This window comes from Rarobacter faecitabidus (assembly GCF_006716265.1).
Lineage (GTDB): Bacteria > Actinomycetota > Actinomycetes > Actinomycetales > Cellulomonadaceae > Rarobacter > Rarobacter faecitabidus.
In genome coordinates this window covers 88602-105879 of the sequence record NZ_VFOS01000001.1, presented here as the reverse complement: position 1 = coordinate 105879, position 17278 = coordinate 88602, and the positions used below count along the sequence as shown (strand labels likewise).

Below are 17278 nucleotides of genomic sequence, written 5' to 3'. Positions count from 1 at the left end.
TTGCGGCTATGACTAACCGCTACTTCTTCTTAGCCGTCGATTTCGCGGCGGGCTTGCGGGCGGTGCGACCACCCTTCTTCGCCGGCCCTTGGGCGCGCTTCTGCGCAAGAAGATCGACGGCCTGTTCGAACGTGACGCCCTCGACGCTCAGGTCCTTCGGCAACGTTCGGTTCGTCGTGCCGTCAGTAATGTAGGCACCGAACCGGCCGTCCTTGATCACGATGGGCTTGCCGGAATTCGGATCCTCGCCGAGTTCGCGCAACGGCGCCGTAGCCGACGCCGATCCGCCCCGCCCGCGCTTCGGCTGGGCGTAGATGGCCAGCGCCTCCTCGAGCGTGACCGTGAAGATCTGCTCCTCGTTCGGCAACGTTCGCGAATCCGTGCCCTTCTTCAGGTAGGGACCGTAGCGGCCGTTCTGCGCGGTGATCTCGGCACCTGATTCCGGATCGACGCCGACTACACGCGGCAGCGACAGCAGCGCGAGGGCCTCCTCGAGCGACACCGTCTCGATCGCCTGTGACTTCAGCAGCGACGCCGTGCGCGGCTTCGGCAGGGCCGCGAGCGCCTTCTTGCGCGCGGCCGCGCTGAGCGACTCGTCCAACTCCGGCTCGGGAAGAACCTCGGTCACGTACGGACCGAACCTGCCCGGCTTTGCGACGATCTCGTGACCACTCGCCGGATCGACGCCCAGTTCACGGCCCCCATCGCTGCTTACCGCGAGGAGTTCCCGCGCCTTCTCGACGCTGAGTTCGTCCGGAGCGAGGTCTTCGGGCAGGCTGGCGCGGGGCGGATTCTCGCCTTCCTTGACCGGGGCCGAGGTGTCCTCGACGTACGGGCCATAGCGGCCCACCCGGACCTGCAACCCGTCGCCGAGTTCTACGGAGTTGATGTCGCGTGCGTCGATGTCGCCCAGGTTGGCGACCAGCTCGTGCAGGCCGCCGGCATCCTGGGGGTTCTCGCCGAAGTAGAACTTAGTCAGCCAGGCGACGCGCTCCTCGTCCCCCGCAGCGATCGCGTCGAGGTCTGCCTCCATCTGCGCCGTGAAGTCGTAGTCGACCAACTGGCCGAAATGCTCTTCGAGCAGGCGCGTGACGGCGAAGGCCAGCCAGCTAGGGATGAGCGCCTGGCCGCGGGACGTCACGTAGCCACGATCCTGGATGACGGAGATCGTCGACGCGTAGGTCGACGGGCGGCCGATTCCGCGCTCTTCGAGAGCCTTCACCAGAGAAGCCTCGGTGAAACGCGGCGGCGGGGTCGTCGAGTGGCCATCGGCCTGCAGGTTTCGCACCGCCAGCTCATCGCCCTCCGCGACATTCGGCAGGCGGCTCTCCGCGTTCGGGTTGCCCTTGTCGTAGCGGTCGACATCGGCCGATTCCTCGTACGCGGCAAGGAAGCCCGGGAACGTGATGACCGTGCCGGAGACCCCAAAGACGGCGTCGGCCGAATCGGCGGCGATGCGGATGCGCAGGGTCGCGGTGCTGCCGCGGGCGTCCTCCATCTGGGAGGCGACGGTCCGCTTCCAGATCAGTTCGTAGAGCCGGAATTCCTCGCCGCTCAACTGTCCCTTCACTTCAGATGGCGTGCGGAAGGAGTCGCCAGCCGGGCGGATTGCCTCGTGTGCCTCCTGCGCACCCTTCGCCTGCTTGGCGTATACGCGCGGCTTGCCGGGCACGTAGTCCGCCCCGAAGAGGCTAGCGATCTGCTTGCGCGCCGCCTGCACCGCCTGCGTGGACAGCGCCGACGAATCGGTACGCATGTACGTGATGTAACCGTTCTCGTACAGCGTCTGCGCCACCCGCATTGTCTGGCGAGAAGTGAGGCGCAGCTTGCGGCCTGCCTCCTGCTGGAGCGTGGAGGTGGTGAACGGTGCCGCTGGCTTGCGCCGGTACGGCTTGGTCTCGAGGCTGGCCACGCGCGCGGGCTTGCCCTCGATCGCTGCGACGACTGCCTGCGCGCCCGCGGCGTCGAGGTGCACCACCTCGGAGTTCTTGAGCCTGCCCGCATCGTCGAAGTCCCGCCCCAGGGCAACCTTCTTGCCGTTGAGCTGGACGAGGCGAGCCTGCGACCACAGATCGGTCTCCTCGCCCGCGACGGGGGCGAATTCGCCGAGCACGTCCCAGTACTCAGCAGACACGAAGGCCATGCGCTCGCGCTCGCGCTCGACGACGAGCCGGGTAGCCACGGACTGCACGCGGCCCGCGCTCAGGCCCTGGCGCACCTTGCGCCACAGCACGGGCGAAACCTCGTAGCCGTAGAGGCGGTCGAGGATGCGCCGCGTCTCCTGCGCGTCCACGAGTCGCGTATCGATCTCGCGCGTCTGTTCGAGCGCCCGACTGATCGCTTCGCGAGTGATCTCGTGGAAGACCATGCGCTTGACCGGAACCTTGGGCTTGAGGGCCTGCAGCAGGTGCCACGCGATCGCCTCTCCCTCGCGGTCCTCATCGGTTGCGAGGTAGAGCTCGTCGGCTTCCTTCAGCGCGGCCTTCAGTTCGCGGACCTTCTTCTTCTTGTCCGCGTACACCTCGTAGTAGGGCTCGAATCCGTTGTCGACATCGACGGCGAAGCGGCCGAAGGGGCCCTTCTTCATCTCGGTCGGGAGCTCCGAAGGCTGCGGGAGGTCGCGAATGTGGCCGACGGAGGCTTCCACTTCGAAGTCGTCGCCGAGGTATCCGGCGATGGTCCGCGCCTTGGCCGGTGACTCGACGATCACCAGTTTGCGTCCGGTGGACATGTAGCACTCCTGTCAGTGACGAACTCCGAGCAGCGTACGCCGATTGCCGGTTGCCAGCCGGTGCCGGCAGGTGCCGACGCACACGCCTTCGCTGCGAAACTCTAAACTACCCCCGCCGCGGAAAGATCCGTCCACAGCGTTACCGTGGGCCAGCTATGGCGCATTCACAGATACCGCACAGGTTACGCAAAGCGCATTCCCGCTCCCTGGTACAAGAATCAGAGTATGGCAGCAACAACCACACCCCACACTAACGGCGACGAACACCTGGTGCGTTCAGACGGCTCTCAGATCCGCGCCCTCGTCGTCGACGACGAACCCAATCTCGCCGAGCTCCTCGGGGCGGCCCTGAGATACGAGGGCTGGGAGGTTGACGTCGCGCTGACCGGGAACCAGGCACTCAAGTCCGCCCGCGAGCGTGATCCCGATGTCGTTATCCTCGACGTCATGCTCCCCGATATGGACGGCATCACGGTCCTGCGCAGGCTGCGCGAGGCGAACACGTCCGTGCCGGTGCTCTTCCTCACCGCGAAGGACGCCGTCGAGGACCGGGTGGCCGGGCTGACGGCGGGCGGCGATGACTACGTCACCAAGCCGTTCAGCCTCGAGGAGGTCATCGCGCGCATACGCGGGCTCCTGCGGCGCACGGGCATCAAGACCACGCAACCTGAGTCGCTCCTCACAGTCGGCGACCTCACGCTGAACGAGGACAGTCACGAGGTGAGCCGCGCAGGCGAGGAGATTCACCTCACGGCAACCGAGTTCGAGTTACTGCGATACCTCATGCGCAATGCCAAGCGCGTCGTGTCGAAGGCCCAGATCCTCGACCGCGTCTGGAACTACGATTTCGGCGGCAACGCCAACATCGTGGAGTTGTACATCTCCTACCTGCGGCGCAAGGTGGACGCGGGACGCGCCCCAATGATCCACACCCTGCGCGGCGTGGGCTACATCCTGAAACCTGCCGTAACTGGCGACGATGCCTAGAACGCTCGTGGGGCGGCGCTCGACGCTGCGCACCCAGATCGTCGTACTGGTCGTGGTGCTGCTCGCGCTACTGAGCACGGTCATCACCGCGGTGTCCTACTTCTCCATCAGGTCCACCCTGATCTCCGAACTCGATAGCCAACTCCAGGTGGCCTCGTCCCGTACCGTCGGAATGCGCGGGCCGCTGCCCGGCGGCCGGCGGCCCCCCGAGCCGAGCGGCAGCACTCCCTTCCCCGTGAACCAGGACGACGCGAACCAGGACGACGAGTCGCCGGACGCGGCGGACGAGGACGAGCCCGGACCCGGTGCGCAGATCCCGAATGCCGTCAGCGGCGGGACGATAGTGGTTCGCGTGCAGGACGGGGAGGTCTTCGATGCCGGGTACTTCGATCCCGCGACCGGCGACTACCTGGCGCTGACCACCGACCAGAAGACCGCGCTAATCACGGGCGCGCAGGACCGGAAGATCACCGCCGTCTCCGTTCCCGGCCTCGGGTCCGTTCGTGCGATCTCCCGCACCAATTCGACCGGCGAGCAGTTCATCACGGCCATGCCCACCGCTCAGGTCGATTCCTCACTGGCCCGCTATCTCGCCCTTTCGGCCGGCGTCAGCCTGGCGACGCTAGCGGGGGCGGGTGTCATTGGCACGATCCTCGTCAGGCGGTCGCTGCGGCCGCTCGCCCGGGTGGCCGCGGCGGCGAGCGAGGTCGCGGAGATGGAGTTGTCCCGCGGCGAGGTGGCGGTCATCCCGTCGGTTCCTGTGGACGAGCATTCCGTCGCCGAAGCCGATCAGGTCGGCCGCGCGCTCAACACGATGCTGCGGCACGTCGAATCGTCCCTCAATGCACGCCACGAGTCCGAGACTCAGGTGCGCCAGTTCGTGGCGGACGCGAGTCACGAACTGCGCACTCCGCTGGCCTCCATTCGCGGGTACGCCGAACTGGTTGAACGATCCGACTATGAGTTGGCGGAATCCACCAGGCGGTACATCGACCGAATCCACTCCGAATCGGTACGCATGGGTGGGCTCGTCGAAGACATGCTTCTGCTCGCGCGCATGGACGCGGGGCGCCCGCTCGAACGTGAGCCCGTCGATCTGACCGCCCTGGCGATCGACTGCATCGCCGATGCTCACGCCGCCGGCCCCGACCACACGTGGCTGCTCGGCGATGTCGCCGACGGGGCGGTCGAGGTAGCCGGTGACGAGGCACGACTCCAGCAGGTACTGGTCAACCTGCTCGCGAACGCGCGCATTCACACGCCGCCGGGCACTACGGTCATCACGTCGGTAGGGATCGAGGGTGACGAAGCCCTCATCGAGGTGAGGGACGACGGTCCCGGGATCGACCCCGCGGTGCTGCCGCGCATATTCCAGCGCTTCGTGCGCGCCGACGGGGCCCGCAACCGGGTGGGCGGATCCACCGGACTGGGCCTCGCGATCGTCGAGGCGACAGTGAAGTCGCACGGGGGCCGTATCGAGGTGACGTCCGAACCGGGCGACACCCGGTTCACCATCCACCTGCCGCTGGGCCGCTAGCTCGGCGCTCCTTCTCCTTCGGTCCAGGCTGTCCTTGAACTCGCGCAGTAGGACCCGTCCTAACCCCGCCCGCCCGCCGGGCGTCCGCTCCCGCCACCCGGGAAGCCGCCGCCGGGAGGACCGAACGTCGAGGTCTCGCCGCTACTCGATCCCCCGAGGCCACTCAGACCGCTGGACGATTCGTCGTCGGAATCGGCGGATATCGCCGCCTGCAGATCGGCCAGCACGACGACCTCACCGGCCTCAAGGCCGCTCGTGATCTCGGTGAGTTCCGTCCCTACCGCACCCACCTCGACCTCCCGCGTCGTCGCCTGCTTGGCGTCGTAGACGAATACGCTCGCCTGGGAGCCCGTGCGGTGCACCGCGGAGGTGGGGACCGTCAGCACGTTCTCCTGATTCGCGATCGCCACCGACACCGCTATCGAAACCCCCTCGCCAAGTCCGCTCGTAACGGAGTCGACAGCCAGAGAGACGGCGTAGCTCGGTGTTGCGTTCGAGGACGAGTTGGTCACGCCGATAGACGAGACGGTGCCGGAGATCGGCTCAGTCTCACCAGAGAGGATGCCGGTGAACGCCTGGCCAACAGCGAGCAGCTTTGCGCCCGCGAGGTCTGCCGTTGCCGAAATGACGTACCCGTCTGTCCCGAGGATCGTGATCCCCGAGGCGCTATCGCCTGCGGAGACCTCCGCGCCCTCACTCATGGTGACGGCCGCAACGGTGCCCGCGATCGGCGAGGTGAGCGTTCCCGCCCTGCGAGCCTGCTTGGCGATCGCGAGTTGGGCTTTCGCCAGGGTGATCTCCGCGCGATCGGCGAGTATCCGTGCCGCTGAGATCGTCGTGGTGCTCGCGGCACCCGATCCTCCGCCGGTGACCGCCCCGCCGCCGGCGGCGCTACCCGAGCCGGCCTGCCCGCCGCCCGCCGCAGCGTCACCGGATCCGGTCGATGAGCCGCCGCTCGATTCGCCAGGGTTACCCGCACCAGACTGACCATCCCCGCCGGCCTGCCCGCCGCTGCCGGACGCCGCCTTGTCGCCACTGCCGTCCTTGTCCGTGGACGATCCGCTGCCCGTTCCGCTCGTGGCGCCAGAACCTGAGTCGTCGCCGGACGATCCGCCCGTGGCCGTGCTGCCGCCTCCCTGGCCTGCGGCCGTTGCCGCCTTCGCCAGCGCCTCGGCGGCGGTGTCGAGCGCCGCGACCTTTTCATCGAGCGTCTTCGCGAGCGCCGTGAGTTCGGATTGCAGCTCCTGCACCCGGTCGAGGCTGCCCTGCGCGGTCAGGATCGCGGCCTGACAGTTGGCGAGGAAAGTCGCCGCCTGATCATCCGCCGGATCGGTCACGGCGAGGAACGCGGCGCACGCGCCCTCGCTGCCGGTCGCGTCCGCCACGTCGTCGTCACTGGCCGAGGACTCGCCCGTGACCTCGTCGTACTTGCCGATGAGCGCCTCCTGCGCCGTCGTCACAGCCGCGCGCGCCGTGTCGTAGGCGGCCTTGGCGGCCGTCAGGGTACTCGATACCGTCGTGTCGGCCACGGTCTTCGCAGCGACCGAAGAGGGCTGCGGCGACGCGGTAGGCGCGTCGCGAACCACGTAGACGGCGGCCGTTACAGTACCCGTCGGGGTCGTCTTGGTGGACGAGGCCGCCTGGGCATTGGTCGTTGAACTCGATGAGGTGCTCTCCGAGGCGGAGGATTGCGCTTCGAGGTCGCTTGCCAGTTTCTCCCGGGCGCTGGCGACCGCCTCGCGGGCATCCGCCACAGTGTCGGCGAGTTCGTCGTCGTCCAGCGTCGCGAGCACCTGTCCGGCCGTGACCGTGTCACCGATCGCCACGTCGATGGTGGCGACGGTGCCAGCGGCCGAGAACGCGACATCGCTGCGCGTCGCCGATGCGATTGTGCCCGTGAGCGAGAGCGCCTGCGCGACCGATCCCTGCTGGGCCGTGAAGGTCCGGTATTGGCCCGCGGAGGACGTACCGCTCGCGAAGGCGAAGCCCCCCGCAGCGATGACCGCCGCGATGGCACCTCCAGTCACCAGACCGATGAGTCTTCCCTTTGACTTGTTCACGCCTGTCCTCCCTGACCCGTGGCGCCGTCCTGCGTCGCGGCGCCCGGACGCCCGCCACCCGCGCCGCCGCGTCCAGCGGGGCGCGACACGCAGCCCGATTCGTCGGGCTGCGAGATCGTGATGGTCGTGGCGGCGAGCGTTCCGGAGTCGTCCTGATCACCGGTCGCCGAAATGCACTGTCCAGCGATCACGGCGTCGGCGGACGAGTCCTGCGTCGTGGTGACGCTCGTGTCGCTCGCGACGGTGAAGGTCGCTGTGGCCGGAGTAGTGGATGTCGCACCCGAGCCGGTCGCGGCGTCACCGTCGGTGGCGGCAGCGCGATCCGCGGCCGGACCGCCGCTGGGGAGCGAGCTCTCTACGGTCACGGTCTCTCCCTCGATCGAGGTCACCACTCCGACGGCCATGCCACCGAAGCTCGGACGTTGCGCCGAACCGGCGTCACCGCTCGCGCCATCAGGAGGTGTGCCATTCGAAGCCGCGGGCGGCGTGCCGCCGGCCGCATCCGGCCCTGCGTCGGCGCTTCCGCCCGCGGGAGGTTCGCCCGCCGTCCCGTCGGCGCTTCCGCCCGCGGTTCCGCTCCCGGGGCCCCCTCCTGCGCCGGGTGCGCCGCCACCGAATCCACCGCCGAAACCACCCGTGCATTCGCCATCCACCGGCTCACTCACCTGGACAGTACTTGCAGCAAAGGTAGCGGAGGACTCGTCCCCCTCTGTGGAAGACGTGGCATCGTCCCCGCCAAAGCCGGCCGACGCCACGACGCACGATCCGACGGTGATGTCGTCGACCGTGCCGGCCACGCGGGCCTTGAAGGCCGTGGTGTCCGTCCACGTGACCGCCGTCTGAGAATCGCCGTCCTGGACCTGCGCGATCGAGCCGGTCACTGCGGCGATCTCGCCGGTCACGCCGGGCGTGACATTGCCGCCGGTCGGAGCGTCGCCAGCAGACTGCGTGGCGCCCGAAGAAGGTGATGCCGTCGGTGCGGCGGAATCGCCGGAGTCGCCGCACGCGGCGAGCGAGAGGGCGAGCGTGATCCCCAGGGCTGGGAACGCGGCAAACCTGGCGAATGCGCGGATGGGACGTCGGGAGAACGTTGTGGTCATGAAGATTCCTTAGGAGTGAAGTGGCAGGCCGGCTATTCGGCCCGCAGTGCGTCGATGGGTGCGAGGCGCGCCGCCCGGATGGCCGGATACACGCCGAAGATCAGGCCGATCGCGATTGCGATGCCGATTGAGCCTCCGACCGCGAGCGGTGAGACGATGACGGACGAGCCCAGGAGAGCGGGCAGAACCCGAGCGGCGACGATGCCGATCACCGCGCCCATCAGGCCGCCGGTCAGACCGAGGATCGATGCCTCGACCAGGAACTGTCGCCGGATGGCGCGCGGCGGAGCGCCGAGGGCCTTGCGCAGGCCGATCTCCCGGGTTCGTTCCGTCACCGAAACGAGCATGATGTTCATCACCCCGATGCCGCCGACCAGGAGCGAGAGTCCGGCGATGCCGGCCAGCAGGACGGTGAGCGTCTGATAGACGGCCGTGGCCGTATCGACGAGCGAATCCTGCGAGGTGATGGTGAAGTCGGCGTTGTCTGCGTCGGTAATGGCGTGCAGGTTGAGGAGCAACTGCTCCGCCTCCTGCTTCGCCGCCGAGATCGTGCTGGTGTCGGAGGCCTTGAGGTAGATCGTGCTGACGCTCCTGCGGTCCGTTCCTCCGACGATCGTGTCGGCCATGGCGGGCATCGAGACGATCGCGAGATCATCCAGGTTGGACGTCGAGTTCGAGCCCTGCTCGGCGAGCACCCCCACGACGGTGAAGTCGGCGTCATTGATCGTGACGGATTGGCCGATCACGAACGTCGTGCCGAAGAGCTCCTCCGCCGCGGCCGAGCCGAGCACGACCTCGTCGGTGGCCTGCTGATCGACGAAGGCGCCGAGCGCAACGGAGCGCGACCGCACCGTGAGCCAGTCGGATGTCACACCCGTAACCGTCGTGGTCCAGTTCGTGTCCCCCGCGGTGACCGACAGGGAGGACGATTTCTCCGCCGCGACGTTGGCGACATCGGGGACGGCTACCGCCGAGCTCAGCGCGGCCACGTCCTGCGTCGTGAGCGTTGCACCGCTGCCGAATCCGCCGCGCATGCCCGAGCTGTCCGTGGACGAGCCCGGCGTCACGATGAGCAGGTTCGAGCCGAGTGAGGATATCTGCTCGCTGACGTCCTTCTGCGTTCCCAGTCCGAGGCCGACGGTGAGGATGACCGCCGCGATGCCGATGAGGATTCCCAGCACGGTCAGCAGCGAGCGCATGCCGTGCGAACGGATGGCGTGCCAGGCGGTGGCGGTGGTCTCTTGCCAGTTCACTGTCGCGCCCCTTCCGCCTGCTGGACCAGTCCGTCGCGCATGCGCACCTGGCGCTGCGCGCGCGGCGACCTCCTGCTCGTGCGTGATCAGCACGATCGTTCGGCCCTGCTCGTGCAGTTCGTCAAGGAGGGCGAGCACGTCTCCGGTCGAGGCGGTGTCGAGGTTTCCGGTCGGCTCGTCGGCGAGTAGCAGTGCGGGTTCGCCGACGAGCGCCCGCGCAACGGCCACGCGCTGCTGCTGACCACCCGATAGTTCACCCGGCCGGTTGGCCGCCTTGTCGCCGAGGCCTACCCTGTCGAGCGCGGCGCGCGCCCGCTCGTGCCGCTCGGCCCGAGGGGTACCGCGGTAGGCGAGCGGCAGTTCCACGTTGCGCAGGGCGCTCAGCGAAGGCAGGAGGTGGAACTGCTGGAACACGAAGCCGATCTCCTCGTTGCGCAGGGTGGCGAGGGAGGACTCGTCCAGATCCGAAACCACCTGCCCGGCGATGCGATAACTGCCCGAGGTGAGGACATCGAGGCAACCGAGAACGTTCATGAGGGTCGATTTGCCTGAGCCAGACGGCCCCGTGATGGCGACGTAGTCGCCCCTGTTCACGGTGAGGTCGACGCCGCGCATGGCCTCGAACTCGATCGCGCCGGTCCGGTACGTCTTGCGTCCGTCGATCAGTTCGATGACCGGGGATGCGCCGTCGCCGCCACTGCCGGTCTGCGTGCGCGCGATGGCTACGGCGCTCATTGCCCGCCCCCCGGGAAGCCGCCTGGCGCACCGCCAGAGGGAGGACCGCCTTGGCCCCCGACACCGAAGTCGCCGAACTCGGGCATCTGGGAATTCCGCTCGGAATCCCCCGAGCCGCTGCCGCCCATGGCCTGGAACGGCTGATACTGAACCGTGTCGCCCTCGCTGATCCCCGAAGTGATCTCGGTTTGATCGCCGGAGGTCTGACCGACCTCGACGGTCGTTGTGGTGACCGTCCCATCGGTGCCGACGAGTTCCACGGTGGCGGCGCCATCCGTGGTCGTCACCGCGGCCGATGGAACCGTCAGGACGTTGGTGCGGCGCTCGTAGATGATCGAGACGTCGACGCTGACTCCGTCGAACAGGGCGGACGTATCGCCCGTCACGTCGATCGTGACCGGGTACACGATGGTGCCCGAGCTGGTATCGGGTAGCTTGCCCACCGCCGACACGATTCCGTACACGGTGTCGGTGAGATCGTCGGAGGTCATCTCGACCTGCAGGCCCGCGCTCACGTTGTCGATGTCGCTGGCCGCCACCGTGGTCGACACCTGCCAGGTGGCCGTCCCCACAATCGTGACGGCGGCGGAACTCGTGGTGGCCGCGGTCGTCGTGGTGGCGCCCATACCCGAGTTCCCTGCCGCGCTTGCTCCTGCGGTTTCGCCGCCGGCGCTGGATGCGGACGAGGTACCCGACGTGACATCACCGACCTCAATGCCAACCGAGGTGACGAGTCCCGCGATGCTCGCCCGTAGCGTCTGATCGCTCATCGCTTCCTTGGCGTCACGGTAGGACTGCTTGGCGACCTTGAGCGCCGCTTTGGCAGCGCTGAGCCGCACGTCGCTCAAGTCGCTGCCGTCGGCATCCGATGTCGCCTCGTCATAGTCTGCCTTCGCGCTCAGGTAGGAAACTTTCGCCTCGAGGAGCGCCTTGGTGAGGCTGAGATCGTCGATCTTGGCGAGCTTCTGGCCTTCGGTGACCGTATCGCCCTCCGCCACGTACACCGCCTCGACCGTGCCTGAGGCATCGAAGGCCTCGTCGGCCGTGGCGGTGGGCGTGAGGGTTCCGGAGGCCGAGACCGTGCGTTCGATCGTGGCGAGCGAGGCGGTGGCAGTGGTCGCGGCGGGTTCGGCGGACTCGGGCTGGTTGCCCCGGGTTATCGCGAACGCGGTTCCGCCTCCGGCGATCAGGACGAATGCGGTCACGATGATCAGGACTCGCCACGAGGGCCTGCGAAGGCGCTTGCGGGTGCGTTGTGCCATGGTTTTCCTTTTGTCACGAGCAGCGAAATTTATGCTTCCTCCGGAACGGTAAGCGCGCCCGGTGGGTGGGGACTTTCTCCGGGCTGTGCGGACGCTGTGTGGGCCCGTCCGCCCTGCTGGTGGGGCTCTGGGACGATCGACGGGTGACCGTCGGGGCAATTCGCCGTAGGGTATTGACAGTGGCCAGCAAGATCCGCAGTTACGTTCGCGGCCGCCGAAAACCGACCGCTTCAAGAGAGGTTGCCGTGAGCGCCCAGCCTGCACCGATTGACATCACCACCACCGCCGCCTGGAGTGAACTCCAGCAACACGCCGCCGCATTGAAACCGGATCTTCGCGGCTGGTTCGCCGATGACCCCGAACGCGCATACCGGCTCACCTACGAGGCAGCGGACCTCGTCGTCGATCTGTCGAAGAACCTCGTCACCGACGAAACGCTTGCGCTGCTGGTGAAGGCTGCCGAGGCCGTAGATCTGCAGGGACGGTTCGAGGCCATGTTGCGCGGCGACCACATTAATGTCACTGAGAACCGTGCCGTGCTGCATACCGCGCTGCGGCGTCCGGCGGACGAAACGTCGCCGCTGATCGTTGACGGCCAGCACGTCGACGACGATGTCCAGGAGGTCCTCGCCAAGATCGCCGACTTCGCCGACTCCGTGCGTTCGGGCGAATGGCAGGGCGTGACGGGCAAGCCGGTACGGACGGTCGTCAACATCGGCATCGGCGGCTCCGACCTCGGCCCCGTCATGGTCTACGAGGCGCTCAAGCCGTACGTCCAGGAGGGCCTGGAACTGCGCTTCGTCTCGAACATCGACCCCTCGGACGTCTACGAGAAGACAGCCGGGTTGGACCCGGAGACGACGCTGTTCATCGTCGCCTCCAAGACCTTCACCACGCTTGAGACGCTCACGAACGCGCGCCTCGCGCGCACGTGGCTGTGGGAGCAACTATCAGAGCGTGGCATCATCGACGACAGCGACGCCGCCCGCACCGGGGCCGTCGCCCGTCACTTCGTGGCCGTCTCGACCGCGCTCGATAAGGTCGCCGACTTCGGCATCGACCCCGAGAACGCGTTCGGGTTCTGGGACTGGGTGGGCGGCCGCTACTCGGTCGATTCGGCGATCGGCACGTCCATCGCGATCGCGATCGGCCCCGATGGATTCGACGAGTTCCTGGCGGGATTCCACGCCATCGACGAGCACACCCGCACCACGCCGTTTGCCCAGAACGTGCCCGTGCTCATGGGCCTGCTCAACGTCTGGTACACGAACTTCCTGGACGCGCACACGCACGCCGTGCTCCCCTACGCCCAGTACCTGCACCGTTTCCCGGCGTATCTGCAGCAGCTCACGATGGAGTCCAACGGCAAGTCCGTGCGCTGGGATGGAACGCCGGTCGCGACGCAGACCGGTGAGGTCTTCTGGGGCGAGCCAGGAACTAACGGCCAGCACGCGTTCTACCAGCTGATTCACCAGGGCACGCGACTCATCCCCGCCGACTTCATCGCCGTCGCCAACCCGGCTCGCCCGCTCCAGGATGGCGGCGTCGACGTGCACGGCCTGTTCCTCGCGAATTACTTCGCCCAGACGAAGGCACTCGCATTCGGGAAGACCGCTGACGAGGTGCGCGCCGAGGGGACCCCCGAGGAGATCGTGCCCGCCCGCGTCTTCCCGGGCAACCGCCCTTCGACGTCCATCCTTGCACCGGAGCTCTCGCCCGCCGTCGTGGGTCAGCTCATCGCGCTGTACGAGCACATCACCTTTGTGCAGGGAATCATCTGGGGCATCGACTCGTTCGACCAGTGGGGCGTCGAACTCGGCAAGAAACTCGCGCTGGAGATCGCCCCCGCGGTAACCGGCGACGGACTTGCCCTGGCCGATCAGGACCCCTCGACCCGTTCCCTCATCACCAAGTACCTGGAGCTACGCAAGGGGTAGTCGCCCCGCCACGCGCCAGCCACCCCACGCGAAAGCACCGGTTAGGGTTGCCGGGCACCGGATATATCGGGTGCCGGGCAACCCTAACCGGTGTCGGCAGGGGCTGATGCGGCAGGAGCAGACAGGGCGGGAGCAGATGTGAGGACTGATGTCGGCGGGAGCAGACCCCGGCCTCACGGCGCGGCAGTCACCAGCAGGCCATCGGCGACGAGCGCATTGAGTTCCGGTAACACCTGTGCCAGCAGGGCGCCCGCGTCCTGCTGGGTGATGGCGGCGACCGCAGAGACGAGTTGCCCCAGCGCAAGTTCTCCGTCGCACGCGCCGACGACGCCGGCAACCTCCGATGACATCTGCACGTGATGGCCGAACCCGCCGCCTTGGCGGATCATAATCACCGAGGGGTCCGGGGAACCGGGACGGTAGTAGCGCTCCTCGGTGACGTCGGATGCCACGACGAACGCGGTGGCCAGCACCTCAGCGTCGCTGGTCGCGGCGAACCAGTCCCTGGCAACCAGCCGCGCCGCGATCGCGGGACCCAGCGGCTGGGTGACGGGGCCGGGCAACTCGATGAGCTCGCGCCACGGCGCCGGAGCACCGGTGATGGGCCGGCTCAGCGCCACGAACCCCATGCCGATTGCGCGCACCTCCCGGCGGGCGAAGTCGTCCAGATAGTCCGCGTATCCCGCTTGCCACCGGCCAGGGTCGCGGTCCGCAGTGAGGCCGCCGTCGCGCAGCCAGGTCTCGGCGTACTGCGCCGGATCCAGGACCTCGCGCTGAACGACCAGTGCATTCAGGGGGCTGCCGGCGAGCCACCCCTCGATTCGCTCGCGCCACGGCTGGCCCTCGTGATGCTCCCAGTTGGCGAGCATCTGGGCTGTGCCACCGGGGGCGAGGACGCGATCCAGGGCTTGGACGAGTTCTTCGACGAGTCCGTCACCGCTTCGTCCGGCGTCGCGATACTCGTAGTCGGGAATCGCGTCACCCGATCGCGGGGTGATCACGAATGGCGGGTTCGAGATGACGAGGTCGAAGGACTCGTCCATCACCGGCTCGAGCAGGGAGCCGAGCCGCAGCGATACGTTCCCCACCTCGCACAATGCCAGGTTGAAGGCGGCAAAGTTCAAGGCGCGCGCGGAAATGTCGGTCGCCACGACATGATCGCTGTGCCGCGAGGCGTGCAGCGCCTGGATCCCGCACCCCGTGCCCACGTCGAGGGTGCGCCGGACGCGCGTGCGGACGGTGATGCCGGCGAGGGTCAGGGACGCCCCGCCAGCGCCGAGCACATGATCGGGCCGCAAGGGCTGTCCCGTCGCAAGCTCCGAGAGATCCGACGCGATCCACCAGTCGACGTCCCCCAGTGCATCCCTGGCGGCATACGGGCGCAAATCCACGAGCGGGAGGCTCTCACCGTCGATCGAGGCCACCAACCCCAGCTCACTTGCGCCAGCGGACCCGAGGGCGGGTAGCGCGGCATCGAGATCACGCGTGGGCACCGGCACCCCCAGCATGAAGCAAGTCAGGAGCGTTGCCAGCGGGCTGGGTTCGGCGCGCGCCGCGCGTAGCGCAGGCAGCGACTGCTCACGGTGAAGCGCTGCGTCCGCCGTGGGGCCGATGAGCCTGCCGATGGCTTCGACTCGGTAGTCGGCAGCGATCAGATCGGCACGTAGTGCCGCGATGAGGGGACGCGAGACGGTCAGTGGAAGCTGCGAAGCGGCGCTCGTCATGGCTCCAGCGTATGGGCATCGGGAGGCGGTCCGGCGGACATCCGGGCAAGCTACGACAACGATGTCGGTTCAACGCGCGCACGCCGGTCAATCGCGTTAGTGTGATGCGTGCGTGGCCCGGTGGTTCAGCGTTGAGCCCTGGGTCTGCCGCACACCCGCGTCCGCGGCACTCGATGTGCCATAGACGTCCATGTCCCCAACGATCGGTCAGTCAGTGTGGACTGTCCGAGTCCGGAAAGGTTCATCCCGTGAAGTGTAAGAAGCCCAGCGCGCTGTTCAGTGCGCTCGCCCTCGTCGGTGCCCTCGGTGCCGCAAGCGTTCTCGGTGCCGCCAGCGCCAACAGTGCCTCACCAGTGGCCGCCGCTACAGTCCAGGCATCAAGCGGTTCCGCCAAGACATCCGTAGCTGCCACCTCAAAGTCGCAGGACGGCGATGTCCTGGCGGCGATAGTGCGAGATCTCAAGATCACGAAGACACAGGCGAAGAAACGCATCAAGCTCGAAGAGAAGGCGCGCCAACTCGAACCGCGCCTGCAGAAGAAACTCGGCAAGAAATTCGCCGGCCTCTGGATCTCGAAGAACGGCAAGAAGATCGTCGTTGGCGTGACCACGAAGAAGGCCGCCAAGGTGGTCAAGAAAGCGGGCGCGACGCCCAAGATCGTCAAGTCGAACCTGACCACGCTGAAGAAGCGCGCCACGAAGATCTCGAAAAACGCACCCTCGGACATCAAGAATGTCAATTCCTGGTGGGTCGATCCCGCGACCAACAAGGTGGTCATCGAGGCCAGGTCGAAGAAGGCCGCAAAGGCTGCCGCCACGGCCGCAGGCCTTACCGCAGGCACGTATGAGATCACGGTCAGCGACGACGTCATCGTGCCCGTCCGTGACTACTGGGGCGGCGATGCACTGTCGGGATGCACGCTCGCGTTCCCGGTCTACGGCGGTTTCCTGACGGCCGGGCACTGCGCGGTTGAGGGCAAGGGGCACATCCTGAAGACGGAGATGACCGGCGGCCAGATCGGAACGGTCGAAGCCTCTCAGTTCGGCGACGGCATTGACGCCGCGTGGGCCAAGAACTACGGCGATTGGAATGGACGCGGCCGCGTCACGCACTGGAACGGTGGCGGCGGCGTCGACATCAAGGGCTCGAACGAGGCGGCCGTCGGGGCGCATATGTGCAAGTCGGGACGCACGACGAAGTGGACCTGCGGTTACCTGCTGCGCAAGGACGTGAGCGTCAACTACGGCAACGGCCACATCGTGACGTTGAATGAGACCTCGGCTTGCGCGCTCGGTGGCGATTCTGGGGGCGCGTACGTGTGGAACGATCAGGCCCAGGGCATCACGTCCGGATCCAACATGGACACGAACAACTGCCGCTCGTTCTATCAGCCCGTGAACACGGTGCTGAACAAGTGGAAACTGTCGCTCGTGACCTCGACCGACGTGACGACCTCCTACGTTCAGGGCTACCAGAACAACTGCATCGACGTGCCGAACTCGGACTTCACCGACGGCAAGCAGTTGCAGGTCTGGAACTGCAACGGAACCAACGCGCAGAAGGTGTCCTTCCACCCCGACGGGACCCTGCGCATCAATGGCAAGTGCCTCGATGCCCGCTGGGCCTGGACGCACAACGGGACCGAGGTCCAGCTCATGAACTGCAACGGCCACATCGCCCAGAAGTTCACGCTTAATGGTGCGGGCGATCTCGTCAACGTACACGCCAACAAGTGCGTTGACGTGAAGGACTGGGGCGGCCAGGGAGGCAAACTACAACTGTGGGAGTGCAGCGGAGGAGCCAACCAGAAATGGTGGCGTAGGTAACCACCTCCCCTGACGGTGGGACTAGCCGCCGAGCATCGACCACCCGAGCCGGGGTGCTGATCGGACACCTGTGCCGATCAGCACCCCGGCTCGCTGCTATGGCGTGGGTTGAGGGGCGGGGCGCGG

The 17278-nt window shown here is 67.2% G+C and carries 10 protein-coding genes; 4 read left to right on the top strand and 6 right to left on the bottom strand.

Annotated elements, in window-relative coordinates; all coding sequences use genetic code 11:
- Nucleotides 1-19: 19 nt before the first annotated feature.
- Nucleotides 20-2731, bottom strand: coding sequence for a type I DNA topoisomerase (gene topA / locus FB461_RS00550; protein ID WP_142117977.1), 2712 nt, complete (start codon nucleotides 2729-2731; stop codon nucleotides 20-22).
- A 225-nt stretch (nucleotides 2732-2956) separates the two neighbouring features.
- Between topA and FB461_RS00545 the strand changes: the two genes are divergently transcribed.
- Nucleotides 2957-3718 (top strand): response regulator transcription factor, encoded by a 762-nt coding sequence (locus FB461_RS00545; protein WP_142117975.1) that lies wholly within the window; start codon nucleotides 2957-2959, stop codon nucleotides 3716-3718.
- Nucleotides 3711-5255, top strand: a complete 1545-nt coding sequence (locus FB461_RS00540) for a sensor histidine kinase (protein WP_142117973.1) — start codon at nucleotides 3711-3713, stop codon at nucleotides 5253-5255. The genes FB461_RS00545 and FB461_RS00540 overlap by 8 nt, the downstream gene beginning before the upstream one ends.
- Nucleotides 5256-5314: 59 nt before the next feature.
- On the opposite strand, the gene FB461_RS00535 is transcribed toward FB461_RS00540, so the two are convergent.
- From FB461_RS00535 to FB461_RS12105, 4 genes are read right to left on the bottom strand one after another with little or no spacing between them, the layout of a single operon-like run.
- Entirely contained in the window at nucleotides 5315-7315 is a 2001-nt protein-coding gene (locus FB461_RS00535) for a permuted SH3 domain-containing protein (RefSeq protein WP_142117971.1), read from the bottom strand.
- Nucleotides 7312-8415, bottom strand: a complete 1104-nt coding sequence (locus tag FB461_RS00530) for a hypothetical protein (RefSeq protein WP_142117969.1) — start codon at nucleotides 8413-8415, stop codon at nucleotides 7312-7314. The genes FB461_RS00535 and FB461_RS00530 overlap by 4 nt, the downstream gene beginning before the upstream one ends.
- Before the next feature lie 32 nt (nucleotides 8416-8447).
- Entirely contained in the window at nucleotides 8448-10403 is a 1956-nt protein-coding gene (locus FB461_RS12400) for an ABC transporter permease (RefSeq protein ID WP_142117967.1), read from the bottom strand.
- On the bottom strand, nucleotides 10400-11665 hold the full coding sequence (locus FB461_RS12105; RefSeq protein WP_142117965.1) for an efflux RND transporter periplasmic adaptor subunit: 1266 nt from the start codon (nucleotides 11663-11665) through the stop codon (nucleotides 10400-10402). The genes FB461_RS12400 and FB461_RS12105 overlap by 4 nt, the downstream gene beginning before the upstream one ends.
- A 245-nt stretch (nucleotides 11666-11910) precedes the next feature.
- On the opposite strand from FB461_RS12105, the gene pgi reads away from it, so the two are divergent.
- Entirely contained in the window at nucleotides 11911-13602 is a 1692-nt protein-coding gene (gene pgi / locus FB461_RS00515) for a glucose-6-phosphate isomerase (protein WP_142120586.1), read from the top strand.
- 173 nt (nucleotides 13603-13775) lie between these two features.
- Here pgi and FB461_RS00510 read toward each other — a convergent pair whose 3' ends face one another.
- Nucleotides 13776-15326 carry a DUF7059 domain-containing protein gene (locus tag FB461_RS00510; RefSeq protein ID WP_142117963.1) on the bottom strand — a complete coding sequence of 517 codons (1551 nt, stop codon included), beginning with the start codon at nucleotides 15324-15326 and terminating at the stop codon, nucleotides 13776-13778.
- A 248-nt stretch (nucleotides 15327-15574) separates the two neighbouring features.
- Here FB461_RS00510 and FB461_RS00505 point away from each other — a divergent pair, with 248 nt between their 5' ends.
- Entirely contained in the window at nucleotides 15575-17152 is a 1578-nt protein-coding gene (locus tag FB461_RS00505) for a S1 family peptidase (RefSeq protein WP_170222524.1), read from the top strand.
- Nucleotides 17153-17278 lie beyond the last annotated feature (126 nt).

Bases quoted from the DNA above. Each gene is read 5' to 3' on its own strand.
- FB461_RS12105 (WP_142117965.1), bottom strand. From the start codon at position 11,665: ATGGCACAACGCACCCGCAAGCGCCTTCGCAGGCCCTCGTGGCGAGTC.
- FB461_RS12400 (WP_142117967.1), bottom strand. From the start codon at position 10,403: ATGAGCGCCGTAGCCATCGCGCGCACGCAGACCGGCAGTGGCGGCGAC.
- FB461_RS00540 (WP_142117973.1), top strand. From the start codon at position 3,711: ATGCCTAGAACGCTCGTGGGGCGGCGCTCGACGCTGCGCACCCAGATC.
- FB461_RS00545 (WP_142117975.1), top strand. From the start codon at position 2,957: ATGGCAGCAACAACCACACCCCACACTAACGGCGACGAACACCTGGTG.
- topA (WP_142117977.1), bottom strand. From the start codon at position 2,731: ATGTCCACCGGACGCAAACTGGTGATCGTCGAGTCACCGGCCAAGGCG.
- FB461_RS00510 (WP_142117963.1), bottom strand. From the start codon at position 15,326: ATGACGAGCGCCGCTTCGCAGCTTCCACTGACCGTCTCGCGTCCCCTC.
- FB461_RS00530 (WP_142117969.1), bottom strand. From the start codon at position 8,415: ATGACCACAACGTTCTCCCGACGTCCCATCCGCGCATTCGCCAGGTTT.